General features: G+C 69.3%; 26 protein-coding genes. 15 read left to right on the top strand and 11 right to left on the bottom strand.

The window, feature by feature from the left end; all coding sequences use genetic code 11:
- Positions 1–45 precede the first annotated feature (45 nt).
- On the bottom strand, positions 46–1,581 hold the full coding sequence (locus AVS7_RS12400) for a tetratricopeptide repeat protein (protein WP_234450015.1): 1,536 nt from the start codon (positions 1,579–1,581) through the stop codon (positions 46–48).
- A gap of 196 nt (positions 1,582–1,777) precedes the next feature.
- A complete protein-coding gene (locus AVS7_RS12395) occupies positions 1,778–1,972 on the bottom strand; it encodes a DUF2905 domain-containing protein (protein ID WP_020228718.1) in 195 nt (64 codons plus the stop codon).
- A 25-nt stretch (positions 1,973–1,997) separates the two neighbouring features.
- On the opposite strand from AVS7_RS12395, the gene AVS7_RS12390 reads away from it, so the two are divergent.
- The gene (locus tag AVS7_RS12390) at positions 1,998–2,897 is read left to right on the top strand and encodes a LysR family transcriptional regulator (RefSeq protein ID WP_034690810.1); all 900 of its coding nucleotides are present in this window, start codon (positions 1,998–2,000) and stop codon (positions 2,895–2,897) included.
- Here the strand turns inward: AVS7_RS12390 and AVS7_RS12385 are convergent.
- Together AVS7_RS12385 and AVS7_RS12380 are read right to left on the bottom strand one after the other, a co-directional pair.
- Positions 2,857–4,134, bottom strand: a complete 1,278-nt coding sequence (locus AVS7_RS12385) for a D-amino acid dehydrogenase (protein WP_020228716.1) — start codon at positions 4,132–4,134, stop codon at positions 2,857–2,859. The genes AVS7_RS12390 and AVS7_RS12385 overlap by 41 nt on opposite strands.
- 68 nt (positions 4,135–4,202) lie before the next feature.
- Positions 4,203–4,607 (bottom strand): VOC family protein, encoded by a 405-nt coding sequence (locus AVS7_RS12380; protein WP_020228715.1) that lies wholly within the window; start codon positions 4,605–4,607, stop codon positions 4,203–4,205.
- A 154-nt stretch (positions 4,608–4,761) separates the two neighbouring features.
- On the opposite strand from AVS7_RS12380, the gene AVS7_RS12375 reads away from it, so the two are divergent.
- The 3 genes from AVS7_RS12375 (at position 4,762) to AVS7_RS12365 (ending at position 9,765) form a co-directional block, all read left to right on the top strand.
- Positions 4,762–6,090, top strand: a complete 1,329-nt coding sequence (locus AVS7_RS12375) for an aspartate aminotransferase family protein (protein ID WP_024001473.1) — start codon at positions 4,762–4,764, stop codon at positions 6,088–6,090.
- 40 nt (positions 6,091–6,130) lie between these two features.
- Complete coding sequence (locus AVS7_RS12370) at positions 6,131–7,123, top strand: TAXI family TRAP transporter solute-binding subunit (RefSeq protein WP_020228713.1); 993 nt, start codon at positions 6,131–6,133, stop codon at positions 7,121–7,123.
- 77 nt (positions 7,124–7,200) lie between these two features.
- Complete coding sequence (locus AVS7_RS12365) at positions 7,201–9,765, top strand: TRAP transporter permease (RefSeq protein WP_020228712.1); 2,565 nt, start codon at positions 7,201–7,203, stop codon at positions 9,763–9,765.
- Here AVS7_RS12365 and AVS7_RS12360 read toward each other — a convergent pair.
- Positions 9,762–10,808, bottom strand: coding sequence for an SAM-dependent methyltransferase (locus tag AVS7_RS12360; RefSeq protein WP_020228711.1), 1,047 nt, complete (start codon positions 10,806–10,808; stop codon positions 9,762–9,764). The genes AVS7_RS12365 and AVS7_RS12360 overlap by 4 nt on opposite strands.
- Positions 10,809–10,875: 67 nt before the next feature.
- On the opposite strand from AVS7_RS12360, the gene AVS7_RS12355 reads away from it, so the two are divergent.
- From AVS7_RS12355 to AVS7_RS12325, 7 genes are all read left to right on the top strand, one after another.
- On the top strand, positions 10,876–11,652 hold the full coding sequence (locus tag AVS7_RS12355) for an SDR family oxidoreductase (RefSeq protein ID WP_020228710.1): 777 nt from the start codon (positions 10,876–10,878) through the stop codon (positions 11,650–11,652).
- On the top strand, positions 11,653–12,018 hold the full coding sequence (locus AVS7_RS12350) for a dihydroneopterin aldolase (RefSeq protein ID WP_020228709.1): 366 nt from the start codon (positions 11,653–11,655) through the stop codon (positions 12,016–12,018).
- A 5-nt stretch (positions 12,019–12,023) separates the two neighbouring features.
- Entirely contained in the window at positions 12,024–12,956 is a 933-nt protein-coding gene (ttcA, locus tag AVS7_RS12345; RefSeq protein ID WP_034690809.1) for a tRNA 2-thiocytidine(32) synthetase TtcA, read from the top strand.
- A 26-nt stretch (positions 12,957–12,982) separates the two neighbouring features.
- A complete protein-coding gene (locus tag AVS7_RS12340; RefSeq protein WP_020228707.1) occupies positions 12,983–13,660 on the top strand; it encodes a DUF4136 domain-containing protein in 678 nt (225 codons plus the stop codon).
- Between the two features lie 113 nt (positions 13,661–13,773).
- Complete coding sequence (locus tag AVS7_RS12335; RefSeq protein WP_020228706.1) at positions 13,774–14,226, top strand: DUF2501 domain-containing protein; 453 nt, start codon at positions 13,774–13,776, stop codon at positions 14,224–14,226.
- 137 nt (positions 14,227–14,363) lie between these two features.
- A complete protein-coding gene (locus AVS7_RS12330; RefSeq protein ID WP_020228705.1) occupies positions 14,364–15,008 on the top strand; it encodes a histidine phosphatase family protein in 645 nt (214 codons plus the stop codon).
- Complete coding sequence (locus AVS7_RS12325; protein WP_020228704.1) at positions 14,992–16,161, top strand: DSD1 family PLP-dependent enzyme; 1,170 nt, start codon at positions 14,992–14,994, stop codon at positions 16,159–16,161. The genes AVS7_RS12330 and AVS7_RS12325 overlap by 17 nt, the downstream gene beginning before the upstream one ends.
- An 82-nt stretch (positions 16,162–16,243) precedes the next feature.
- On the opposite strand, the gene AVS7_RS12320 is transcribed toward AVS7_RS12325, so the two are convergent.
- From AVS7_RS12320 to AVS7_RS12300, 5 genes are all read right to left on the bottom strand, one after another.
- Positions 16,244–17,935 (bottom strand): amidohydrolase, encoded by a 1,692-nt coding sequence (locus tag AVS7_RS12320; protein WP_020228703.1) that lies wholly within the window; start codon positions 17,933–17,935, stop codon positions 16,244–16,246.
- Entirely contained in the window at positions 17,932–18,876 is a 945-nt protein-coding gene (locus AVS7_RS12315) for an ABC transporter permease (RefSeq protein ID WP_020228702.1), read from the bottom strand. The genes AVS7_RS12320 and AVS7_RS12315 overlap by 4 nt, the downstream gene beginning before the upstream one ends.
- Entirely contained in the window at positions 18,873–19,643 is a 771-nt protein-coding gene (locus tag AVS7_RS12310) for an ABC transporter ATP-binding protein (protein ID WP_020228701.1), read from the bottom strand. Before AVS7_RS12310 ends, AVS7_RS12315 begins: the two co-directional genes overlap by 4 nt.
- Before the next feature lie 11 nt (positions 19,644–19,654).
- The gene (locus tag AVS7_RS12305; RefSeq protein WP_020228700.1) at positions 19,655–20,665 is read right to left on the bottom strand and encodes an ABC transporter substrate-binding protein; all 1,011 of its coding nucleotides are present in this window, start codon (positions 20,663–20,665) and stop codon (positions 19,655–19,657) included.
- A gap of 63 nt (positions 20,666–20,728) precedes the next feature.
- On the bottom strand, positions 20,729–21,958 hold the full coding sequence (locus AVS7_RS12300; RefSeq protein WP_034690807.1) for an acyl-CoA dehydrogenase family protein: 1,230 nt from the start codon (positions 21,956–21,958) through the stop codon (positions 20,729–20,731).
- Between the two features lie 175 nt (positions 21,959–22,133).
- Here AVS7_RS12300 and AVS7_RS12295 point away from each other — a divergent pair, with 175 nt between their 5' ends.
- The 4 genes from AVS7_RS12295 to AVS7_RS12280 all read left to right on the top strand — a co-directional run bounded on the left by AVS7_RS12295 (position 22,134) and on the right by AVS7_RS12280 (position 24,664).
- Positions 22,134–22,943: a lysoplasmalogenase family protein gene (locus tag AVS7_RS12295; protein ID WP_020228698.1), complete on the top strand. Its 810-nt coding sequence runs from the start codon at positions 22,134–22,136 to the stop codon at positions 22,941–22,943.
- A gap of 286 nt (positions 22,944–23,229) precedes the next feature.
- Entirely contained in the window at positions 23,230–23,430 is a 201-nt protein-coding gene (locus AVS7_RS12290; protein ID WP_020228697.1) for a hypothetical protein, read from the top strand.
- A 112-nt stretch (positions 23,431–23,542) separates the two neighbouring features.
- The gene (locus tag AVS7_RS12285) at positions 23,543–23,890 is read left to right on the top strand and encodes a hypothetical protein (RefSeq protein ID WP_020228696.1); all 348 of its coding nucleotides are present in this window, start codon (positions 23,543–23,545) and stop codon (positions 23,888–23,890) included.
- A 51-nt stretch (positions 23,891–23,941) separates the two neighbouring features.
- Positions 23,942–24,664 (top strand): MgtC/SapB family protein, encoded by a 723-nt coding sequence (locus AVS7_RS12280; protein WP_020228695.1) that lies wholly within the window; start codon positions 23,942–23,944, stop codon positions 24,662–24,664.
- A 55-nt stretch (positions 24,665–24,719) separates the two neighbouring features.
- On the opposite strand, the gene ruvB is transcribed toward AVS7_RS12280, so the two are convergent.
- Positions 24,720–25,790 (bottom strand): Holliday junction branch migration DNA helicase RuvB, encoded by a 1,071-nt coding sequence (gene ruvB, locus AVS7_RS12275; protein ID WP_034690804.1) that lies wholly within the window; start codon positions 25,788–25,790, stop codon positions 24,720–24,722.
- Between the last annotated feature and the right edge of the window lie 14 nt (positions 25,791–25,804).

Genomic DNA, 25,804 nt, shown 5'->3' with positions numbered 1-25,804 from the left:
TCTTCCGCATGGCAAACCCACTCCGTCAACGCGTTGGCCCACATACTACCAACACAGATTTGTGACAGAGCCTAGAATTTTGTAGTTATTGTTGAAGCAGCAGAAGACGAAGCCCGTTTCAGGCAATCCTTGCTCAACACGGGTGAAAACCCGATCGGCAATGCGGCGATGAGCGTCGTTGCACTGGTAGCTGTGCGGCATATAGACAGCCTTCTCGCTGAAGTACGGTTGCAATTCAGGCGGAAGCACCACCTTGTCGGCAATAACGTAGTCCATGAAGTCCGCGCCCGTGGTGCCGGGATAACCCAGCCAACTCACCTGCACCGGTGCGCAGCGGAAAGCGAAAATGCCGAAGCGATTGTCCCCGGTGAAGCCCTTCAAATCGACAGCGATATCGATGCCCAGCTCACGCGAAAGCTTGGCCACCTGTCGATCGGAATGGCCACGCACGTCAATAAAATGGTCGAAGGTCTTGCGTACGCGTTCGCGCATGGCATCCTCCTGGAGCGGCCCGAAGTCGAAAGCAAACCATTCAAATCGCTCATGGTCGTGAAGTTCGAACAGTTGCGCCATCAAGATACTGGTGGCGTGGTGACGAAAATCTGCGGAGTAGTAGCCCACACGGATCTTGCCAGGAGTGCCGGCGCGCACAGAACAAGGACCAATCGGAAGCTGGCCGCTGGCGGACACTACCACTTCGTTGCGCGCAGCCTGCAATTGCAGTTCAGGAGAGTCACGCAGGCCTAGGACTTTGAAGGGACTCACGCCGGGTTGGGCCTGCGCCACGGCTGTGTCAATGCGGCGCAAGCCCTCGTCAAGGCTGTTCCACTCGCACATGTCGGTCATGACACTCATCATGTCCGTCAACAAGCCCGGCATTTGCGAATTGGCTCTCCACGCCGCTTGCAATTGCTGCAGTGCTTCCTTGTGCCGCTTGTGCTTCCTGAGCAGGATACTCACCTGGGCCCGTGGCTCGGCCAAGTGAGGATTGATTCTCAAGGCTTGATTGAAGTCGGCAAATGCCAACTCATCCTGCTGCATCTCCATGTACGCTTGACCCCGGTTGATCAGCGCCTGCGCATTCTGCGGCTCCAACTCCAGCACCCGGTTCATGCAGGCCATGGCATCTTGACGCTTGTTCTGGTGAAGAAGGAGATAGCCCAGAGCGAAGTGGGTATACGCGCTATCCGGCTCATATTGTGCAGCCAAGCGATAGCTTCGTTCGGCTTCTTCGGCGCGCCCCAACCCTTCTAGAACAGCGCCATGGTTGTAATGGGCCAAGCCCAAGGTAGGTGCAATCGCCACGGTGCGCTCGCAATTGGCCAGCGCCTCGGCGGCACGTTGCAGGCGCAGCAATGCGTTGGTCCGGCTCAGGTGCGCATCCACATAGCCAGGCTGCAGGGCAATAGCATGGTCGTATGCCCGGAGAGCCTCGTCCGCCCGGTTGTCTTCTAACCACTGATCTCCCAATGTATAGCACGCCTGTGCCTCGCTGGGTAGCGCCGTGCCTTGCGTCCTAGGGACCAACGCAGCGGGCAGAAAAGAAAGTGTTGGAATGGAGCTGTTTTTGCTTTTTTTCATGGGTCTTACGGTCAATGCAGCATCGGAGAAATGTTCCGGCATCACGGATGAAGGCCACAAAGTCTACAAGTCCCAGTCGACCCGCTTCCGCACACGCCCCTTACCGAACAGCCTGGGTCGTCGGCGTAAGACAAGAGCTTTCTCGAAATCGATAGCTGCCCGCTCTTGCTGGACAAGCGCTAGGAGCCGAAAACACTCACAGCCATTTGACCAGCAGGCTGAGCAGGAAGCTCAGCAGCACCGTGCTGGCCAGCGGAATGAACCAGTCGCGCCCGAACAGGCGGAAGTGGAAATCCCCCGGCAGCCGGCCCAGCCCCAGGCGGCGCAGCCAGGGCGTGAGCCCGTTGATGAGCACCAGGGCGAGGAAGACGACGATGAGCCAGCGCAGCATGGGGCCAAGTGTAGGATGCCCCGCCATGCGATTGCGCCATATCGAGGTCTTCAACGCCATCATGCTCACCGGCAGCGTGAGCGCCGCGGCACGCATGATCAACGTGACCCAGCCGGCCGTGAGCCGCACGCTGCAGCACGCGGAGCTGCAGCTCGGCTTCGCGCTGTTCCAGCGCGTGGGCGGGCGGCTGCAGCCCACGCCCGAGGCGCGCACACTGCACCCGCACATCGAGCGGCTGTTCGCCCAGCTCGACGAGGTGCAGCGCCTGTCGGCCAGCCTCAAGGCCGGGCGCGGCCGGGGCACGCTGCGCGTGCTCACGGTGCTGGGGCTGAGCTACGAGGTGTTCCCGCGCGCCATGCAGCTCTTTCGCGAGAAGCACCCGCGCGTGGTGGTGCACCACCAGGCGCTGCACTCGCCGCAGATCGTCTCGGCACTGGCGCTGCAGGAGGCCGACGCGGGCTACGTCTTCGTCGCCACCAGCCACCCGGCCCTGGTGCAGGAGCGCCTGGCCGAGCGGCGCGTGATGTGCATCGCGCCCAAGGGCCTGCTGCCCGCGCGGGTGCTGCGCGCGGGCAGCATCCAGTTGCAGCAGCTCGCGGGCCTGCCCCTGATCGCGCTGGACGGGCGCGACCCGCTGGGCATGGTGCTGGACCATGCGCTGCGCGGCCAGGACGCGGGGCTGAACGAGGTGATGTCGGTGCAGACCTACCACGTGGCCCTGGCGCTGGCGCACCACGGCGTGGGCGTGGCCCTGGTGGAGGGCTGCACGGCCGCGTCGGCCGACCGCGCCCGGGTGGACGTGCTGGCGGTGGAGCCCGCCATCGCCACCACGGTGCACGCGCTGCGGCCGGCGGCGCATCCGCAGTCGGTGGCGGCGCGCGCGTTCACGCGCTGCATGCAGCAGGCGCTGCAGCAGATCCCGTGATCGCGGCCGCCACGCGCCGCGCGCTGCCGAAGGCCAGCGTGAAGCCCAGCGCGCCGTGGCCCGTGTTCATGAACAGGTTGGCCGGCCCCTGCGGCAGCCGGCCCAGCACCGGCTCGGCCGTGGGCGTGGCGGGGCGCAGGCCGGCCCAGGGCTCGGCCCGCGCGTAGTCGCCGCCCTGCGGGAACACGTCGCGCGCCGTGGCCTGCAGCGCGGCGATGCGCGCGGGTGCGATGGAGAGGTCTTCGCCCGTCAGCTCGGCCATGCCCGCCACGCGCAGGCGGTCGCCCAGCCGCGCGAACACCACCTTGCGCGCCGCGTCGGTCACGCTCACCACGGGCGCGGCGCCCGGCTGCGCGCTGGCCGCGGCGGTGATGCTGTAGCCCTTGAGCGGATAGACCGGCACCCGCCAGGCCGCTCCCAGCCCGAGCGGGCGCAGCAGCGCGGGCGAGCCCGTGCCCAAAGCGAGCACGAAGGCATCGGCCTGCAGCGCCGTGCCGTCCGCCATCTGCGCGGTCGCCACGCGGCCGCCATGCATGCGCAGGCGGTTCACCTCGCCGCGCACGAACGCCACGCCGCGCGCGCGCAGCAGGCGCTCCAGCGCCTGGCAGACCTTGTGGCAGTCGGCCGCGCATTCGCCGGGTGTGTGGATGCCGCCCGCGATGCGCGGCGCGTAGTGGGCGAGCGCCGGCTCCACCGCCGCGCATTCGGCGGGCGCGAGGGCCTGCTGCACGCTGCCCAGCTCGCGCTGCAGCGCGAGCTGGCGGCGCGCGCCGGCAAACCCCTCGGCGTCCGCATACAGCACCAGCTTGCCGGTGGCGGAAAAGTCGCAGTCGATGCGCTCGCGCGCCATGAAGTCGTCGAAGCCCGTACGGCTTTCGGCCGCCAGGGCCAGCAGCCGCCCGGTGGTACGCCGCGACACGCTGGTGCGGCAGGCAGCCAGGAAGCGCAGCCCCCAGGCCCATTGCCAGGGGTCGAAGCGCAGGCGCAGGGAGAGCGGCGAATCGGGCGAGAGCAGCAGCTTGGGCAGCTGCAGCCAGAGCGAGGGGTCGGCCAGCGGCTGCACGTAGGCGTAGCTGAGCTGCGCACCATTGGCGCCGCTGGTGCCCTGCCCTGGTGCGGCGCGGTCCACGACGGTGACCGCCACGCCGGCCTGCGCCAGCTCCCACGCCGTGGCCAGGCCCACGATGCCGGCGCCGAGCACGCAGACATGCGGACGGGGGGTGTGCACGGGTTCCATGGCGCGCAATCTAGGCAAACGGCCGGCCGCGCGCCAATGCCGTTTGCAGCGCCGCCCATGACCGGAATTTATGGCGCGTAGGTCGCCACCTCGACGAGGTTGCCGTCCGGGTCGCGGCAATAGACCGAGGTCATCACCCCCAGCGCGCCGGTGCGCTCCACGGGTCCGACCTCGGGCGTGACGCCCACGGCCGCGAAGTGCGCCACCACCTCGGCCGCCGGCTGCGTGGTGACGAAGCACAGGTCGTCGCTGCCCGGCGCGGGGTTGGCGCCGGTGAACCACGCCACGGTGTCGGTGCCCATGGGGCGCAGGTTGATCTTCTGGCGGCCGAACTTCAGCGCCACGCGCGTGCCGGTGCGCGAGTCGAATTCCTCGCGCTCCATGCCCAGCACGCGCACGTACCAGGCAGCGCTGGCTTCCACGTCCGCGACGTTGAGGACGATGTGGTCGAAACGGTCGATCTTCAGACTCATGGCGGTCGGGTGTTGCGAGTGGGGAGGGTGCCATTGTGCGCCGGCTGGTGCGGCGCAACATAAACGCAGGACATGGGCTGGCACCAAAAATGCATTGGCGCCAGGGCACGGCCTGCGCCCACACTGGGCCGCGATGGACAGACCACCCGCCGCCATGACAACCACGCACGTATTGCACCGCCACCTGCACCACACCCCGCCGCGCGCCGTGGCGGGGCACGGCGTGACCTTGCGCGACGCCTCGGGCAAGGAATACCTCGACGCCTCGGGCGGTGCAGCCGTGTCGTGCCTGGGCCATGGGCACCCCGACGTGCTGGCCGCCATGCATGCGCAGATCGACCGGCTGGCCTATGCGCACACGAGCTTCTTCACCACCGAGGTGGCCGAGGAACTGGCCGACCAGCTCGTGCGCACCGCGCCCGAGGGCATGAGCCACGCGTATTTCGTGAGCGGCGGCTCCGAGGCCGTGGAGGCGGCGCTGAAGATGGCGCGGCAGTATTTCGTGGAGATCGGCCAGCCGCAGCGGCGCCACTTCATCGCGCGGCGCCAGAGCTACCACGGCAACACGCTGGGCGCGCTGGCGGTGGGCGGCAACGCCTGGCGGCGCGCGCAGTTCGCGCCGCTGCTGATCGACGTGGAGCACGTCGCGCCCTGCTACCCCTACCGCGAGCAGCGCGCGGAGGAAACGCCCGAGCAGTACGGCCAGCGCCTCGCGCAGGAGCTGGAGGACACCATCCTGCGCCTGGGCGCGGACAGTGTGATGGCCTTCGTGGCCGAGACCGTGGGCGGCGCCACCGCAGGCGTGCTCGTGCCCGTGCCCGGCTACCTGCAGGCCGTGCGCCGCGTGTGCGACACGTACGGCGTGTTGCTGATCCTGGACGAGGTGATGTGCGGCATGGGCCGCACGGGCACGCTGCATGCCTGCGAGCAGGACGGCGTGGTGCCCGACCTGATGACCATCGCCAAGGGCCTGGGCGGCGGCTACCAGCCCATCGGCGCGGTGCTGGCGCAGGGGCGCATCGTGCAGGCCATGACGGCGGGCAGCGGCTTCTTCCAGCACGGCCATACCTACCTGGGCCATGCCGTGGCTTGCGCCGCCGCGCTGGCCGTGCAGCGCGTGATCGAGCGCGACGGGCTGCTGGCGCGCGTGCGCGCAGCGGGCCAGCGCCTGCAGGGCCTGCTGCACGGCGCGTTCGATGCGCACCCGCGCGTGGGCGACATCCGCGGGCGCGGCCTGTTCTGGGGCGTGGAGCTGGTGCAGGACCGCGCCAGCAAGGCCCCCTTCGACCCGGCGCGCCGCCTGCATGCGCGCGTGAAGGCCGAGGCGTTCGCGCGCGGCTTGCTGGTTTACCCGATGGGTGGCACGGTGGACGGCCGCTATGGTGACCACGTGCTGCTGGCGCCGCCCTTCATCGCGAGCGATGCCGACCTGGCCACCATCGCCCAGCGCCTGCAGGCCGCCCTGGACGCCGCGCTGCACTGAGATGCACCGTTCATTCACCCCCATCCCCAAGGAGAAGCGCATGACCGTGACATTCACCCTGAAGACCGCCGCCCGGGCTCTGGCCCCCGTGGCCCTGCTGTGCGCCACGCTGGGCGGCACGCCCGCCATGGCACAGCAGAAGTTCGTCACCATCGGCACCGGCGGGGTGACGGGCGTGTACTACGCCGCCGGCGGCGCCATCTGCCGCCTGGTGAACAAGGACCGCGCCAAGCACGGCATCCGCTGCTCGGTGGAATCCACGGGCGGCTCGGTGTTCAACGTGAACACCATCAAGGCCGGCGAGCTGGACCTGGGCTTCACCCAGTCCGACGTGCAGTACAACGCCGTGAAGGGCGTGAGCCAGTTCAAGGACGCGGGCGCCGTGGGCGACCTGCGCGCCGTGTTCGCCGTGCATCCCGAGCCGTTCACCGTGGTCGCGCGCAAGGAAGCCAACATCGGCAAGTTCGAGGATTTCAAGGGCAAGCGCTTCAACGTGGGCAACCCCGGATCGGGCACGCGCGCGTCGATGGAGGAGCTGCTGGCCGCCATGGGCTGGAAGCTGTCGGACTTCTCGCTGGCCTCCGAGCTGAAGGCCGACGAGCACGGCCCGGCGCTGTGCGACGGCAAGGTGGACGGCTTCTTCTACGGCGTGGGCCACCCCTCGGCCAACATCCAGGACCCCACCACCTCGTGCGGCGCCAAGCTGGTGCCGCTGGCGGGCCCGGTGGTGGACAAGCTGGTGGCCGACAAGCCCTACTACGCCAAGGTCACAATCCCCGCGGGGCTCTACCCCAACAACCCGCAGGCCACGCCCACCTATGGCGTGCTGGCCACCGTGGTGGCCTCGGCCAAGACGCCGGCCGACACCGTCTATGCCGTCACCAAGGCGGTGTTCGAGAACTTCGAGGAATTCAAGAAACTGCATCCGGCGCTGGCGAACCTGTCGCCGCAGAGCATGGTCAAGGACGGCCTGAGCGCACCCCTGCACGAGGGCGCCGCGCGCTACTACAAGGAAAAGGGCTGGATTCAGTAAGCGGCATCCCCCAGTCCCCCCGCAGGGGCGAAGCGCCAGGTGCTTCGCCCCTTTTTTGTACCGACTGGAACCGCAGCATGGCCACCGACATCGACAAGGCCCCCGAGGCCCTTCAGCAACTCGTCGCCGACGCCGACACCGGCGGGCGCAAGCCCGTGGGGCTGCCCAAGCACATCATCTTCGCGGTGGCGCTCGCCTGGGCGCTGTTCCAGTACTGGTACGCGTCGCCGCTGCCGTTCACGCTGGGCTGGGGCATCCTGAACGACACCGAGGCGCGCTCCATCCACCTGGCGTTCGCCCTGTTCCTGGCCTTCGCCGCCTGGCCGGCCACCCAGCGCTCGCGGCGCCAGACGGTGCCCTGGACGGACTGGCTGCTGGCCGCCGCCGGCGCCTTCGCGGGCGCCTACATCATGCTGTTCTACGCCGAGCTGGCCACGCGGCCCGGCACGCCCTCGACCATGGACATCGTGGTCTCCACCGCCGGCCTGGTGCTGCTGCTGGAGGCCACGCGCCGCGCCGTGGGCTGGCCCATGGCGGCACTGGCGCTGGCCTTCATCGCCTACTGCATGCTCGGGCCCTGGCTGCCCGAGGTGATCGCGCACAAGGGCGCATCGCTCAACCGGCTGCTCTCGCACATGTGGCTCACCACCGAGGGCGTGTACGGCATCGCGCTGGGCGTGTCGGCCGGCACCATCTTCGTCTACGTACTGTTCGGCGCGCTGCTCGACCGCGGCGGCGGCGGCAACTACATGATGCAGGTGAGCTTCGCGGCGCTGGGCCACCTGCGCGGCGGTCCGGCCAAGGTGGCGGTGGTGTCGTCGGCGCTCAACGGCACGATCTCGGGCTCCTCGGTGGCCAACGTGGTCTCGGGCGGCATCTTCACCATTCCGCTCATGAAGAAGGCCGGCTACGGCGGGGTGAAGGCCGGCGCCATCGAGACCATGTCGTCGGTGGACGGGCAGATCATGCCCCCGGTGATGGGCGCGGCCGCCTTCCTGATGGTGGAGTACGTGGGCATCCCGTATTCCGACATCGTCAAGCACGCCTTCCTGCCGGCCATCCTGTCGTACCTGGGGCTGTTCTACATCGTGCACCTGGAGGCGCTCAAGCTCGGCATGCAGCCCATCGTGCAGCGCACGCCGCGCCCGCTGCGCGACCGCGCGCTGCGCAACTTGATCGGCCTGTCGGGCTCGGTGGCGCTGGTGTGCGCGCTCTACTACCTGTTCGCCGCCATGCAGGCCTGGCTGGGCGCAGCCGCCCCCTGGGCCGTGGGCGCGACGGTGCTGGCGCTGTACCTGGCGGCCGTGCGCCAGGCGGCGGCCTGCCCCGACCTGCCGCAGGACATCGACATCGAGCACCCGCGCGCCATGGACACCTGGCCCACCGTGCGCGCGGGCATGCACTTCATCATGCCCATCGGCATCCTGGTGTGGTGCTTGATGGTCGAGGAGATGTCGCCCGCGCTGGCCGCGTTCTGGGCCGTCACCTCGCTCGTGGTGCTCATGCTCACGCAGCACCCGCTGATCGCGTTCTTCCGCAAGGCCTCGCCCGCGGGCGCGTGGCGCGAGGGTTTCGCCTCGGTGGTGGAGGGCTTCCACAACGGGGCGCGCAACATGATCGGCATCGGCATCGCCACGGCCACCGCGGGCATCGTGGTGGGCGGCATCACGCTCACGGGCCTGGGCCTGCGCATGACAGAGTTCGTGGAGTTCGTGAGCCATGGCAGCGTGATCCTGATGCTGCTGTTCGTGGCCCTCTCGTGCCTGGTGATCGGCCTGGGCGTGCCCACCACGGCCAACTACGTGCTGGTGGCCACGCTGATGGCGCCCGTGGTGGTGGAGCTGGGCGCGCAGTCGGGCATGGTGATCCCGCTCATCGCGGTGCACATGTTCGTCTTCTACTACGGCATCATGGCCGACATCACCCCGCCCGTGGGGCTGGCCACGTTCGCGGCCTCGGCCATCTCGGGCGAAGACTCGCTCGCCACGGGCATCCAGGGCTCCATCTACGCGCTGCGCACGCTGATCCTGCCCTTCATCTGGATCTTCAACCCCCAGCTGCTGCTCATCAACGTCGACGACGCGGGCGAGATGGTGCGGGTGATCGCCGCGAGCATCTGCGCCATGCTGCTGTTCGCGGCCGTGACCATGAACTGGTTCCGCATCCGGTGCCGCTGGTGGGAGACGCTGGCATTGCTCGCGGCCGTGGTGCTACTGTTCCGCCCCGACATGTTCATGGACCGCATCGCGCCCGAATACCGCAATGCCCCCGCCGCCAGCGTGTTCGACGTGGCGCGCGACACGGCCCCCGGAGGCCGCCTGGTACTGCGCATCCAGGGCACCACGCTGGAAGGCGAGGAACGCTCCAAGACCGTGGCCGTGCAGCTCGGAGAGGCCGGCGCCGACGGCCGCAAGCGCCTGGCCGACGCGGGCCTGCAGCTCGTGCCGCGGGGCGACGCGCTGCAGATCGGCGCGGTCAAGTTCGGCTCGCGCGCGGCCAAGGCCGGCTTCGAGCAGGGCTGGGACGTGCGCGACGTGCAGGTGCGCAGCGGCCGGCCCACGCCGCACTGGTTCTACCTGCCCGCGATCGCGCTGGTGCTGCTGGTGTGGTTCAGCCAGGGGCGGCGCATGCGTTCCGCTTAGAGCCGGTGCGTGCGGTCGCCCTGTGCAAAGCCCATCGGCACCCAGGGCGCACCCGGCGCCACAGCCAGCACCTTGAACAGCTCGCCCATCTCGTGCTCCATCATCAATTTGGCCGCTTGCGCACGCTGGGCCTGCGCAAGCAGCTCCAATTGTGATAGCAGTCCACAGTTGATGAGGAAGTGCGCCTGCGTGGTGTAGCCCAGGACTTGGAGCCCCGCCTCCTGCGCGGCCAGGGCCATGGCGGTGAAATTGACGTGGGCGGTGATGTCCTTCAGGCCCACGTCGGCCAACGGATCGGAATCCACCTGATGCGCCCGGTGGCACACCAGCGTGCCCATGTGGCGCTGGGGGTGGTAGTACTCGTCCTCGCCAAAGCCGTAGTCGATGAGGAACGCCGCACCCCGCGCCAGCCGCTGGGCCAGCATGCGCATGAAGCCCTCGCCCTGCGGGTGGATCTCGGTCAGGTAGTCGTGCGGACCACCGATCTCCACGGGCGGGCGCAATGCGGTGGCCCGGTCTTCCCAGGCGAAGCCATCGCCGTCCCACGCCACGCCGCGCTCGTGCCACGTGCCCGCGCGGCGGTGCAGCAACTGCACGGGCATGGCGTCCAGCACCTCGTTGCCCACCACCACGCCTTCCAGCGCCTCCGGCAGCTGGTCGGCCCAGGCCACGCGGTCGCCGAACGGCGCGAGCCGCGCCTGCTGGCGCGCACGCAAGCTGCCCGACAGGTCCACGATGGTGTAGCGCCGCACGCGCTCGCCCAAGCTGCCCAGCAGCTGCGCGGCCAGCGCGCCGCTGCCGGCGCCGAATTCCCAGACATCGTGCGTGCCCGTCGCGTCCAGCGCCTCGCGCACCTGGGCCGCGAGCACCCGGCCGAAGACGGGCGACAGCTCGGGCGCGGTCACGAAATCGCTGCCGCTGCCGGGCATGGCGCCGAACTTGGGGCTTTCGTTGGCGTAGTAGCCCAGGCCGGGGGCATAGAGGGCAGCCTGCATGAAGCGGTCGAAACCGATCCAGCCGCCGGCCGCGCGGATGTCCTGCACGATGTGCGCCCGCAGGGCGCTCGTTAAACTTGAGGGTTCGTTCGTCACGCGCCCGATTGTCTCCCCAATGCCCTCTCCCTCCCGCCCCCGCACCGTGCTGGTGACCGGCGCCGCCAAGCGCCTGGGCCGCAGCATTGCCCTGGCCCTGGCGGCGGATGGCTGGCAGGTGGCTGTGCACTACCGCGCGTCAGAGCAGGAAGCTATTGAAACAGTAGCTGCTTGCGCACAACTGGCGGGCGATAGCGCCCATTTTGATGCAGATTTTCAGGACGAGGCAGCCGTGCGCGCCCTGCTGCCGCGCGTGGCGGAGCGCTTCGGCCGCGTGGATGCCGTGGTCAACAGCGCCTCGCTGTTCGAGCACGACACGGCGGCCAGCTTCAGCTACGCGCTGCTCGAGCGGCACCTGCGCAGCAACGCAGGCGCGCCCGCGCTGCTGGCGCAGGCGCTGCATGCGCACATCGCCGGATGCGGCGAGGCCGATGCGCAGGGCGCAGTGGTCAACCTGCTGGACCAGAAGCTCTGGAACCAGAACCCCGACTTCCTGAGCTACACGCTCTCGAAGGCGGCGCTGGAGGCCGCAGGCACCATGCTGGCCCTGGCGCTCTCCCCGCGCGTGCGCGTGGTGGGCGTGGCGCCCGGCCTCACGCTCACCAGCCACATGCTCACGCCCGAGCGCTTCGCCGCGCTGCACGTGATGAGCCCGCTGGGCCGCTCGTCCACGGCCGAGGACGTGGCCGCCGCCGTGAAGTTCGCGCTGGACAACCGCTCCATCACCGGCACCACGCTGCTGGTGGACGGCGGCCAGCACCTCATGCGCTTCGAGCGCGATTTCTCCCTGATGTAAATGTCCGCAGGCACCCAGATCCTCACGCTCACCGGTTTGCGCTTCGACGCCAACCTGGGCATCCTGGCGCACGAGAAGACCGCGCCCCAGCCCATCCAGGTGGACGCCGAGCTGAACCTGGGCCCCCAGCCCCTGGCGCCGCGCGACGACGACATCCGGCACGTGCTGGACTACCGCAAGGTACGCCAGATCATCATCGACGAGTGCACGGCCGAGCACGTCAACCTGCTGGAGAGCCTGATCGGCAAGCTGGCCCACCGGCTGATGCAGCTGCCCGGCGTGCTGGGCGTGCGCGTGAAAATCGCCAAATTGGAAATATTCGACGACTGCGAAGTGGCCATTCGCGTCGAGACAGGACAGTGGTGAACCCCATGAATGCAATGCAAGAGCCCTCAAGCTGGATCGGCGAAGAGCCGGCAGCCGACAACCGCAAGATCGAGCGCGAGCAGATCAAGCTCGAAAAGCGCCTGTGCCGCGAGGTGGGCCGCGCCATTCTCGACTTCAACATGATCGAGGAAGGCGACAAGATCATGGTCTGCATGTCCGGCGGCAAGGACAGCTACACGCTGCTGGACATCCTGCGCAAGCTGCAAAAGCGCGCGCCGGTGAAGTTCGACCTCGTCGCCGTGAACCTCGACCAGAAGCAGCCGGGCTTTCCCGACCATGTGCTGCCCGACTATTTCAAGAGCATCGGCGTGGACTACCACATCGAGACGCAGGACACCTACAGCGTCGTCAAGCGCGTGGTGCCCGAGGGCAAGACCACCTGCGGCCTGTGCTCGCGCCTGCGCCGCGCCATCCTCTACAAGGTGGCCGACGAGCTGGGCTGCACCAAGCTGGCGCTGGGCCACCACCGCGACGACATCGTGCAGACGCTGATGCTCAATATGTTCTACGGCGGCCGCATGAAGGGCATGCCGCCCAAGCTGGTCAGCGACGACGGCAAACACGTGGTGATCCGCCCCCTGTGCTACGTGCCCGAGAAGGACACGGCGCGCTGGGCGCAGTACCAGAACTTTCCCATCATCCCCTGCAACCTCTGCGGCAGCCAGGACGGCCTGCAGCGCGTAGCCGTGGGCGAGATGCTGCGCGAGTGGGACAAGAAATTCCCCGGCCGCATCGAGAGCATGTTCCGCGCCATGGGCAACATCGTGACCACGCACATGATGGACCCGCAGCTGCACGACTTCCGCAACGCCAAGGCCACCGGCATCGCCGACCCCGACGGCGACATGGCCTTCGACCACGAGGAACTCCCCACAGCGCCCACACTCCCAGGTATGCAGGTGGTGCAATTGGGCTGACCTGCCCCACCTTCCAGGAGACCTCCATGGCCATTTTGCGCCGCGCCCTCGTCCTGCCCCTGTGCATGGCGGCCGCACTGCTCGCGGGCTGCGCCGGGCCCCGGCTGGTGGAGAGCGACGTCAACAGTTTCTCCACCCTCTCCGCGCTGCCCAGCCCACCCACCTACCGCATCGAGCGCCTGCCGTCGCAGGAAGCCCATTCGGCGGCCTACATCCCCATCGAGGCCCAGGCCGAGCAGGCTCTGGCGCGCGTAGGCCTGCAGCGCGACGACGCCCGCCCCCGCCTGATCGCCCAGATCGGCGCCGAGGGCGGCTACGCCTCGCCGCGCTACTGGCCCTATTACTCCGACCCGTTCTATGGCCGCTTCGGCTGGGGGCTGGGCTATGGCGGGCGCTGGGGATGGGGCATGGGAATGGGCTGGATGATGGACACTCCCCCGACCCTGTACCACCGCGGGGTCAGCCTGGTGCTGCGCGACGCGGCCACCCAGCAGGTGGTGTACGAAACCTCCGCCGTCTATGAAGACGTGTGGACGGACGACCCGGCCATCTACGGCGTGCTCTTCAACCAGGCCCTCAGCGGCTTCCCGCAGCCGCCGCGGGGCCGGCGCACCATCCGCACGGAAGTGCAGCCGCAGTCCGCCGCACGCCCTGCCCCGCAACCGGCCACGCCGGCCACCGTGGCACCCGCCCCGGCTCGCTAGCCGGTTTGCAAACGTCCACATTCGCACGCGCCACCCCGTGCTAACGTGCCCCTTCCCGCGCAGCCGCCGTGCGCTCCTGGCTCGGCCCGCGCGCACCATTGGAAGGAACTGCCATGAAGACAATCGCCATCTCCGGCCTGCTGTGGGCCAGCCTGTGCGGACTGGGCGCCGGCGCGCACGCCGCCGGCCTGGGAGACGCCCTGCGCGGCCAGGCCTCGGGCACGTCGGCGCTCGGCGGCATGCTGGGCGGCGGCGCGGACATGTCCGCCCTGTCCGCCATGGGCCTGACCGGCTCGGGCACGGCCAGCAACGCGGCCGGCGTGATCACCTACTGCATGAAGAACAACTACCTGAACGCCAACAAGGCGGCGCAGGTCAAGGACCAGCTGCTGGGCAAGATGGGCCTGGGCCAGAAGGAAGAGCCCAAGGACGAGGGCTACCTGAGCGGCCTGTCTGGCATGGTCACAGGCTCGGGCGGCAAGACCTTCAACCTCGACAAGGTCAAGGGCGACCTGAAGGAAAAGGCCTGCGACTTCGTGCTCGACAACGCCAAGTCGCTGCTCTGACCCTCGGCACATACACGAGCCGGCTCGGCAATGCGCCAAGCCGGCTTTTTTCATGGGTCAACGGAAGGCGTGATGCCCCAGGGGAGTGAGTGACAATCCAGGCACGCCACTGTCCTTCCCGCCTATCCGCACCACCCATGCAAGCCACCCGCCTCATCGCCATCCGCCATGGCGAAACCGCCTGGAACGTGGACACCCGCATCCAGGGCCACCTCGACATTCCGCTCAATGACACCGGCCTGTGGCAGGCCCGGCAAGTCGGCCAGGCGCTGGCCCACGAGCCTGTCGCAGCCATCTACAGCAGCGACCTGCTGCGCGCCTGGGCCACCGCCGAGGCCGTGGCCCAGGCCACCGGCGCGCCCCTCACGCCCGAGCGCGGCCTGCGCGAGCGCTGCTTCGGCGACTTCCAGGGCCGCACGTTCCAGCAGATCGAGGACGAATCGCCCGACCAGGCCCTGCGCTGGCGCAAGCGCGACCCCGACTTCGTGCCCGACGGCGGGGGCGAGTCCCTGTCCATGCTGCGCGAGCGCATCGAGCGCACGGTGCACGCCATCGCCGCCCGCCACCCGGGCCAGCAGATCGTGCTGGTCGCGCATGGCGGCGTGATGGACGTGCTCTACCGCCTGGCCACCCGCCTGCACCTGCAGGCCCCGCGCACCTGGCAGCTCACCAACGCCGCCATCAACCGCCTGCTGTGGACCGACAGCAGCGGCCTCACCCTCGTCGGCTGGGCCGATACGCAGCATCTGGATAATGCCAGCCGCGATGAAATCCATTCCTGAACACCTGCGCGCCACCATCGGGCAGCGCGTGGACCTGATCGACACGCCCGCCCTGGTCTTGGACCTGGACGCCATGGAACGCAACATCCAGCGCATGGCCGATTTCGCGCGCAAGCACCAGGTCCGCTGGCGCCCCCACGCCAAGATGCACAAGAGCGCCGAGATCGCCCTGCTGCTGGAAAAGGCCGGCGCGCACGGCCACTGCGTGCAGAAGGTGGCCGAGGCCGAGGCGCTGGCCGCCGCTGGCGTGGACGACCTCTACATCAGCAACGAAGTGCTGGCCGCCGGCAAGCTGCTGCGTGCCGCGCGGCTGGCCGCGCAACTGGTGGCGCGCGGCGGGCGGCTGGCCATCGCGGTGGACAGCGAGGAAGGCGTGGCCCGCCTGGCCGAAGCCATGCGCGTGGCCGGCAGCGACGCCGGCATCGACGTGTTCGTGGAAATCGACGTGGGCCAGGGCCGCTGCGGCGTGCCGCCCGGGCCCGAGGCAGTCGCCCTGGCCCGGGCCGTGGCGGCGCAGCCGCGCCTGCACTTCGCCGGGCTGCAGGCCTACCACGGCCGCGCCCAGCACCTGCGCACCGCCACGGAGCGGCGCGACGCCATCGCCCGCGTCGTGCAAGCCGCCGCCGACACGCGTGCGCTGATCGAAGCCGCCGGCCTGCCCGTGCCGCTGATCACCGGCTCCGGCACAGGCACCCTGGTGCACGAAGCGGCCAGCGGCATCTATGGCGAGCTGCAGGCCGGCTCCTTCCTCTACATGGATGCGGACTACGCCGCCAACGAGCGCGAGCCCGCCCAGCCGGCCTTCGAGCACGCGCTTTTCGTCAAGACCCAGGTGATCTCCGCCCGCGCCACCCACGCCGTCTGCGACGCAGGCCACAAGAGCCATGCCGTCGATTCCGGCCTGCCCACCGTCCACGGCCTGCCGCCCGAGCGCGCGCTGCGCTACGCCAGTTGCAGCGACGAGCACGGCGTGCTGACCGCCGAAGGCTCCAAGGCCCGCCTGCCCGCCCTGGGGCGCATGCTCTGGCTGGTGCCCGGCCACTGCGACCCCACGGTGAACCTGCACGACTACCTGATCGGCGTGCGCGGCGGATTGGCGCATGGGGTGGTGGACCGCATCATCCGCGTGGACGCGCGCGGGGCGCTGACTTAAGAACGGGATTGTTCAGGGCAGACGGAATACGCCCGCGGGGAGCATGCAACCAGCGCGTGGAATTGCAAGACATGCTGGCGATTTACCTTGCAATGGCGGCATCCCCGCCCCCGTGCACCGGCACGCCGCCCACGAACGTGGCGTCCGCATGCAGGTGGGCCAGCGCCTCGGGGGAGACAGTCAGTGGATCACCGCCGAGGATGGCGAAGTCGGCCCACTTTCCGGGCTCCAGCGTGCCTTTGCGCTCCTCCTCGAAGCTCAGCCAGGCGCCGTTGCGCGACATGAGCGCCAGGGCCTGCCAGCGGTCGAGGGCCTGGCCCGGGCCGATCGCGCGGCCCGTGGTGCGTTCGGTGCGCACGATGGACGACCACATGGCCCAGAACGGGCTCACGGGAATGTTGTCGCTGCCCGCGGCCAGCGGCAGGCCGGCCTCGAGCAGCGCACGCTGGGGCACGGTCTCTTCGGGGTGGTCCGTCTCTAGGTAGGCGGCGCCGTTCTTCCAGAGCATGTAGAACGGGATGGTAGTGACCATCACGCCCAGGCGCAGCAGGCGTTCGATGTCCCGCGCGGTCACGCGGCCCACATGCTCGACCACCCAGCGCCGGCCTGCGAGGGGAAAGCGCTGGTCGATGGCCTCGAAGACGTCGAGCACCTCGCCCACGCGGTCAACCACCACGCTGTGCACGCGCAGGTCGTGCTCGGCGGCCAGCCAGGCGTAGTTGCGGAAGTCTTCGATGCCGTTGGCCCATTCGACAAAGCCTGACCAGCCCGTGTTGGGCAGTGCACGGCGCACGGCCGCAGCCGCCGCGGCATTGCCCCCGAGGCCGATGTAGACGCCGCTGATGCGGAAAAAATCATCGCCCGTGCCGCGCCCGCGCGCATGGCCCAGCCAGTCGCGCATGGCGGCCCTGGCCTCCACCACGTTGGACCAGGTCGGGCTCACGCACAGCCGCGTGCGCATGCTGAGCTCGCCGCGCTCCCAGAGCGCACGGTAGACGGCAATCGTCTCGGGCGCCGAACCATGCCCTTCGTACACGCTGGTGGTGCCGTAGGCGTGGTAGAGCGGCAGCGAGCGCCGCAGGCCCTCAAGCCGGTCGGCAAAGCCGAATGGCGGCACCTGGGTGAGGATGGAGAACTCCACCAGCGGGCGCTTGTTGGTCTCCACGATCACGCCCGTGGGCTCGCCATCGGGGCCGCGCTCGATCTGCAGGCCCGCGCAGTCGGGGCAGGTGTCGGCATCGATACCGTTGCGCTGCAGGCCCAGGCTGTTGAGCGCGCTGTAGCCTGGCGGCACGCCCCAGTTGCCGAACAGGCCCGGGATGTAGACGGGATGGTCGGGCGCCACGCCATCGAGTTCCTGCCGCGTGGGCATCCGGCGCTCGGCCAGGGTGTCGGGCCCACCGAAGTAGAACGGCGGCTGGCCCACGGGCATGGTGATGATCCATTGCCCCGCAGGGAGGCGGCGCGCCTCCTGCGCCACCACGGCCAGCACATCGGCAATGCTGCGCGCATGCGCGAGGCTGGGGCGCAGGGTCTTGAGGCCCTCGCGCTCCAGATGGGCGTGCGCATCGATGAAGCCCGGCACCACGGTGCGCCCTTCCAGCGCGATGACGCGCGTGCGGGGGCCGCGAAGCGCATCGACCTGCGCCACGCTACCCACGGCCTGCACGCGGTCGCCCACGATAGCCAGCGCCTCGTGCACGGCCCGGGGCCGGCCCGGGGCCAGCGGCAGCACCTGGCCACCGCGCAGGATCAGCGTGGCGTGCTGCGTCACCGCCGTGCCTCCGCGCCGTACCAGGGGAAGAATCGGTGCAGCGCCCAGGCAAAGAGCTGGTCCGCGGCGAAGCCGATGGCGCCCAGGTAGAGCAGCCCCACGAACATGACGTCAACGCGGAAGACCAGGTGGGCGAACGAGATCAGGAAGCCCAGCCCCTCTTCGGCCCCCACCAGCTCGGCGGCCACCAGCACCACGAAGGCCGTGGCCGTGGCATGGCGCAGGCCCGCGAAGACGAAGGGCAGCGCCGCGGGCAGCGCCACCTGCGCCAGCGTGGCCCAGCGGCCCGCCCCCAGCGTGGCGGCCGAGCGCAGGTAGGTGGCGGGAATGTCGCGCACGCCGATGAAGGTGTTGATCCACACTGGGAAGAATGCGCCCCAGGCGATCAGCGCCACCTTGGACACATCGCCCAGGCCGAACCAGACGATGGCCAGCGGCACGATGGCGATGGCCGGAATGGCGCGCAGGCCGTGCAGCACGGGATCGCTGAGCTGGCGCAGCACCGTCACGCGGCCCGTGAGCACGCCCACGGCCACGCCCAGGCCGCCCCCCACGATGAAGCCCCAGAGCGCCCGCTGCAGGCTGGCGCCCACATGGGGCCAGATCTCGCCCTTGGTATAGGTCATCTCCCAGAACACGCCCCACACCTGCGAGGGCGGCGGGAACATCTTGGTGTTGATGCCCGGCACCACGCGCGGCGCGATCTCCCAGGCCAGCAGGAACAGCAGCACACCCAGCACGCCCAGCACGGTCTGGCGTCGCCGGCCGCTGCGCCGCTGCTGGCGCTGCTCGGCCTGGAAGTCGTGTTCGATGCGCTGGCGGCGCTGCGCCGCCGCGTCCTCGCGCACCGGGGGCGAACCCTCCCGGGGCCAGGCGGGGCCACCGGCCAGCGGCGAAAATGCCGAGGCCACGCTGTGCACAAGCGGTTGCGGGGTCTTCATCCGGCCTCCTGCACCAGTTGCGTGAAGGCTTCGCTCACGCGGGCATAGACTGCGCCAAAGGCGGCGCTGCCACGGTCGCGCGGGTACGGAAGATCCACCTCGACGATGTCCAGAATGCGCCCGGGATGCGGGCTCATGATCACGATGCGCTGCGCCAGGAACACGGCTTCCTCGATGTTGTGGGTAATGAAAAAGACCGAGAGCTGCAGTTCCTGCCAGATGCGCAGAAGCTCGGTCTGCAGCGCGCTGCGCGTGAGGGCGTCGATGGCGGCAAAGGGCTCGTCCATGAGCAGCACCTGGGGCCGTGTGGCCAATGCGCGCGCCACGGCCACGCGCTGGCGCATGCCGCCCGACATTTCGAACGGATAGCGGTCGGCCGCCTTGTCCAGGCCCGTCAGCGCCAGCATCTCGTTGACGCGTTCGCGCCGCTGCGCCGCGGGCAGGCCTTGCTGGCGCAGGCCGAACTCGACATTGCGCCGCGCGCTGAGCCAGGGGTAGAGCGCGTATTCCTGGAACACGACGCCACGGTCGGGCCCCGGCGCCTGCACGGGCCGCCCCTGTGCCGTGACCGTGCCCAGCGTGGGCTGCACGAAGCCCGCAATCAGATTCAGCAGCGTGGTCTTGCCGCAGCCGCTGGGGCCGATGGCGCAGACGAACTCGCCGGCGCCGATGTCGAGGCTCACATCGGTGAGCGCCCAGTTCAGCGCACCCGTGGTCGAGGCATAGAGCTTGGCGGCGTCGCGCACCTGCACTGCGGGCTGGGTCATCACGTGCTCCTTCAGCCCAGCTTCACGCGATCGGGCGCCACGGTGCGCAGGGCATCGGTGTAGATGCGCTGGCGGAACAGGGCGCGCAGATCGGTCTTGGGCTCGGTGGCCAGGCCCGCCTCGATGGCCCACTGCGCGTTGAGCACCAGGTCGTCCAGCAGGCGATCGTCGAGCTGCACGCCCACGCTGATCGTGTTCAGGCCCTCCTGCGTGGCCTCCTTGGTGGCCTTGGTGCGCTCGGCCACCAGCGCCAGCGCCTCCTGCGGCTGGGTGCGGTAGAGCCGCTCGGCGTCAAGCAGCGAGCGCACGGCCGACTCCACCAGGCGCGGGTTGGCACGCACCGTGGCCTCGCTGGCCGCCAGCACGTAATGGCTCACGAAGACTTTCTCGAGGTTGTCGTTGCTCAGGATGGCGATCTGGCCGCCGCCATCGGCCACGGCCTTCTGGCCCGAGTCAAAGCCCCAGGCGAAGGCGTCGATCTCGCCCTTGACCAGGGCCGTGACAGCGTCGGGGCCGCGCAGGTTCACCACCTTCACGTCCTTGAGCCCCAGGCCGTGCAGCGACAGGTAGCGGCTCAGGAAGTAGTGGCCGCTGCTGCCCAGCGTGGTGGCCACGCGCTTGCCCTTGAGGTCGGCCGGATCGCGCACGCGGTCCTTGCGCGCGGCCACGACCATGCCGCGCGACAGCCGCGTGAAATCGGCCACGATCACGGCGGGCACGCCATTGGCCCCGGCCAGGCCCACCACGCTGTCGGTGGTGGTGGCGAATTGCGCCTTGCCCGCCACGGCCGCATCGAAGGCCAGGCGGCCCGAGGTGAATTGCAGCGTGCTCGCGTCGATACCGTAGTTTTTCCAGTAGTTCTTGCTGGAGACCAGGTAGGGCACGGCCCAGCTGAAGCCCTGGCTCTCGGCGATGACGATGCGCTCCTGCGCATGCGCCGCAGCGCCCCAGGAAGAAAGGACCAGCCCTGAAAGGCCCAGGCCGAACTGGCGGCGGTTGAGGGAGGAAAAAGCGGTTGTCATGTGCGGGTCCATTCCAGAAATCGGTTGAGGCGAAAAAAGGGAAATCAAGGTGGCGCGGGCGCATCAGCCGTAGCCATAGGGGTCGGGTACCTCGCCCGTCAGCAGCCAGCGCCCCATGCTCTTACTGCGGTAGTCGAGCGGGTCGTGCAGCGTGTGCACGCGCACGTTGCGCCAATAGCGGTCAAGGGCCAGGCTGGCCGTGGTGGCGCGCGCGCCCATCAGCTCGAAGATCTGCGAGCTCACCTGCAGCGCCGTGCGCCCGGCCGTCACGCGGGCGGCCGCTACGTCCATGCCGAGCTGACCACGCTCCTGCGCCGTCAGCGCGCTGCCCCGCTGCCAGGCCCGCTCGAAGGCATGGTTGGCTTCGTCAGCCAATGCTGTGGCCGAGCGCAGCGCGGCCCAGTGCTCACCCACACGCAGCTGCAAAAGCCCGTCGTCCACCGCGCGCTCCACCCCGGCCATGGCCCTGGGCTGCACCTGTGTTTGCGTGTATTGCAGCGCTTGCGCCAAGGCCCCCTGCGCATTGCCCAGGTAGATCTCGGTCAGGATGACCTGCCCGATCAGGTTGCGCAGCGTGGCATGCGGGCTCGATGCCGCACCCGGCGGGCCCAGCACCTCTTCGTGCAGCACCTCGACCCCGTCGAAGAGCACGGTGCCGCTGTCGGTCTGGCGCTGACCCATGTTGTCCCAGTCGTCGCCCACGGCAATGCCCGCGCGGTCCGTAGGCACCACGGCAAACAGCCGCTCCTGCGGGCTGTCGCCCACGGCGAACGAGACGTTGAGCACGTCGGAATCGCGCGCCCCCGAGCAAAAGCTCTTCACGCCATCGAGGCGCCACCCACGCGCGGTGCGTGTAGCCACCAGGCGCGTGTCGCGCGCATTCACGGCGTTGCCCCAGAACCAGCCCTGCCGCACCGTGGCGCCCAGATACCGCTCCTGTTGCGCGGGCGAGCCGAACAGTAGCACGCTGGCAACCTGCAAGTGCTGAAAGCCAAACAGATGCGCCAGCGAGCTGTCGGCCTGCGCAAGCCTGCGCACGGCGGAAAAGATCGCGGGCCAGCGCGCCTCCTGCCCGCCCCACGCGGCAGGCACGGCCAGCGTGAGCAAACCGCTGCCACGCAGCAACTGCCGCTGTTCCAGCGCGGTGCCTCCCGCGCGGTCCCGCTCGGCCGCCGTGCGGGCCAGCTCGCAGGCCACACGCTCCACGACGTCGGCCAGCTCGTTCGTCGAATCACTCCAGGGCAGCGGGGCCACGCCGGTCCAGACATCTCGGTGCATCGGTACTTCATCCATCGGTGGTGTGGCTTGCGGCCACAAGGAGTACGCGACTGTAGAAAGCGGCGGCGCATTCACCAACCAATCATTTGTCGTGAGCTTCTGCCCATGAACTCACAACCAAAACATCTATGCCTGGAAATACCGGCCCCCCACATCTCTTTCCAGAAAGCGCCGCCCACAATCAGGCGCCATGCCCGTGTTCGCCCCCGCCATGCCGCGCGCGCTGCGCGGGTTCGCCAGCCTGCGGTTCGTACTGCGGCTGGCGGGCGTAGCGGCCTTTCTGCGGCAGGCCGAGGGTGCCCGGCTCGCCGCCACCGCCATCTGGTTCGCCGTGCTGCTGGCCTGCCAATGGACGCTGGGTGCGGCCATGCAGGGGCGTATCGTTCCGTGGGAGGCGTTGATGGTCGAGGCCGGCGCACTGGCCACGGCCACCAGTGCGCTGCAGTTGGAGGAGTGGCACCTGCCGCTCAAGCCCATAGCCATGGCGTTAGCTATTGTTTTTGAAGCATCCAGCGCCCGCCAGCAAAGCGCTAGAAGCTTTTCTTACCTGAAGTCGCCTTACCCGCTGCTGCCGGGCGCACGGCTGGCTTCGCTGGCCGGCGACGTGTGCCTGATGCTGCCCGGCCTGTTCATTGCCCGCCTGGCGAGCCTCCTGCTGGCGTACCTGTGCTACATCGCGCTGCCGCGCCGGGGCATGGCATGGATGGCGCACCGCCCTGCACTGGCCGCCACGCTGGCGCTGGGGGCATGCGTATACGCCTTCCTGTGGCAGGGCGGGCTGCCCGCCGCGCTGCGCCTGCCCGTGGCGGCCTATGTGGCGCTGGGCGCCTGCTGCTTCATGCTGAACGATACGGTGCTGGCCGCCAGTCGCTTGGTGTACCCGCTGCCTCACGCGCAGTTCCGGGTGCTGGCCACGTACTACGCGGCGCAGGCGCTCATCGTCGGCGGCGTGCTGCGGGGAGTCAGCCGCCTTGACCCGGCGGGCCTGCGCGGGGGATAATGCGCGCTTCGCAAATTTTGGAGTCCCCACGTGGACAGTGCCAGTTCAACCAGTGATGCAAGGCGCGCCGCAATGGCTTCGCCGCTGGCCGACTGACCCGACTCCCGCAACGGGAGCCCCAGCCGGCCGCCCGAACCCGTTGCAGTTTTCAGCTTCTCCACCTTCCGCCCCGGCAGTGGGCCTGGTGGCATTCCTGCGCTTCCACTGAGATCCTGCGCTCTGCCGGCACAGGTGTTTGACACGTACCGCTACGTGGCCCTTTTCCGTGCCCGCACAGGAGACCGCCATGATCGCCTTCTGGAACCGCGACCCGCGCCGGCTGCCGCCGCGCATGGCCGCTGCCCGCCTCTGCGCCACCCAGCCGCCGGCCGCCCAGCCCGCGCTGGAACAGGCGCTGGACCTGGACGCGCGCACCGTCTGGCCCACGCACCGCATCCGCAATTTCCTCAGCACCCATGCTGCCCCTTCGGGCTGCAAGTCCCGCTGAGCCGGAGCCCCGCCATGGACCCCGTCCCTCCCCCCCCGCCCACCGAAGGACCCGCGCGCCGCTGAAACTCCCGCCCGGCTCCTTCTGCCGAACGAGAAAGAAAGGAGCCCGCATGCTGTACCTGCCCCGCCTGCGCGCGCAGCGCGCCCCCGGCCTCACCCACGCCATCGCCCCCGCCGCAGCCGCCTGCGCCCTGGAGCGCGCCGTGCTCGCCGCGCTGGGCCAGCGACGCCCGCACCTGTTGAACCACCTGGTCGACCAGGCCGGCCCGCAGGCCTTCGCGCAGGCCCTGGCTGCACTGGATGCACGGCAGATGATGGATGTCCTCTGCCTGCTGGAAGATGCGCCACGCGCCGCCGTCTGCGCCCACCTGCCGCCGTCGGCACGCCGCCGCTGGCCCACCGCCCAGGCGCCGCGCCCACGCGGATGGCGCGGTCTGCTGCAACGGACATTCATCTGACCGCCACGGAGCCACCCTAGGCTTTCTCACTCATTCCGAAAAAGAACAACCATGCAGGCACTGCACAACATCAACCTCGCGGCCACCCTCAACACGCTGGTGAGCCTGTTCTTCGCCTTCGTCTTCGGCAGCATGATCGGCCTGGAGCGGCAGATACGCCAGCGCACGGCCGGGCTGCGCACCAACGCCCTGGTGGCCGTGGGCGCGGCGGTGTTCGTGGACCTGGCAATGCGTCTGGACGGCTCCGGCGGCGCCACGCGCGTGGTGGCCTACGTGGTGTCGGGCGTGGGCTTCCTGGGCGCGGGTGCGATCATGAAGGAGGGCATCAACGTCACCGGGCTCAACACCGCAGCCACGCTGTGGGGCTCGGCCGCCGTGGGCGCGTGCGCGGGCGCCAGCCTGGTGGTGGAGGCGGCGCTGGCCACCGTCTTCGTGCTGGCCAGCAACACGCTGCTGCGCCCGGTGGTCAACCACATCAACCGCCGTCCGGTGAGCGAAGCCGCGGCCGAAGCCACCTACCACGTCTATGCCATGTGCCGCCAGGCCGACCAGGCGGACGTCCACGAAAAGCTGCTGGCGTTGCTGGAAGCCGCGCAATACCCCGTGCGGGCGGTGCAGAAGCACCCCTTCGGCACCACGGACACGGAGATCGAGGCCGTGCTGTACGCAACCTCGGTCGACGCGGAAGAACTGGACGGCGTGGTACGGCGTATCGAAGAGCTGCCCGGCGTGCTGCAGGCCTACTGGAACGCGGGCACCGAACACACGGCGTGAACAGGCGAGGCCCCGGGCGGCTGCGCCTCCCCGTCCCGCCAGTCGCCGTGCCGCCCTACGCGCCGAAAAGCCCGCCCGCCGCGCTCGGCGGCGCCACGCCCAGGTGGCGGTAGGCCGCGAGCGTGGCCACGCGCCCGCGCGGGGTGCGCTGCAGGTAGCCCTGCTGGATGAGGTAGGGCTCGATCACGTCCTCGATGGTGCCGCTCTCCTCGCCGATGCTCGCGGCGATGTTGTCCAGCCCCACCGGGCCGCCGTCGAAGCGGTGCACCACGGCTTCGAGCAGCTTGCGGTCCATCACGTCGAAGCCCTGCGGGTCCACGTCGAGCATGGTGAGCGCGCGGTTCGCCATGTCGAGGGTGATGCGGCCCGTGCCCTTCACGTCGGCGTAGTCGCGCACGCGGCGCAGCAGCCGGTTGGCGATGCGCGGCGTGCCCCGGCTGCGGCGCGCGATCTCGAAGCCGCCTTCCTCGTCGATGGGCGTACCCAGCAGCCCGGCGCTGCGCATGACGATGCGCGCCAGTTCCTCGGGCGTATAGAACTCCAGCCGCGCGACGATGCCGAAGCGGTCGCGCAGCGGGTTGGTGAGCATGCCCGCGCGCGTGGTGGCTCCCACCAGCGTGAAGGGCTGCAAATCCAGCTTGATGCTGCGCGCGGCCGGGCCCTCGCCGATCATGATGTCGATCTGGTAATCCTCCAGCGCGGGGTAGAGGATTTCCTCGACGACCGGCGAGAGGCGGTGGATCTCGTCGATGAAGAGCACGTCGTTGCGCTCCAGATTGGTGAGCAACGCGGCGAGATCCTTGGGCTTTTCCAGCACGGGGCCGCTGGTCTGGCGCAGCTGTACGCCGAGTTCGGTGGCGATGATGTGGCTGAGTGTGGTCTTGCCCAGGCCCGGCGGGCCGAACAGCAGCACGTGGTCGAGCGCCTCGCCGCGCTTCCTGGCCGCGCCGATGAAGATCTCCAACTGCTCACGCGCCTTGGCCTGGCCCACGTATTCATCGAGCAGCTTGGGGCGCAGCGCACGCTCCAGCGCCTCCTCCTGCGAGGACGCGGGCGAGGCCGACACCACACGCTCGCGCGCGGGCGGAGGGGGAGCGGGGGCGAAATCGTCGGTATGGATCGTCATGCGGGGGCGATTGT

Origin of the sequence: Acidovorax sp. MR-S7 (assembly GCF_000400995.2) — a bacterium.
Taxonomy (GTDB): Bacteria; Pseudomonadota; Gammaproteobacteria; order Burkholderiales; family Burkholderiaceae_C; genus MR-S7.
The sequence above is the reverse complement of the archived record's forward strand: the minus strand, read 5'-3'. Positions and strand labels throughout refer to the sequence as shown.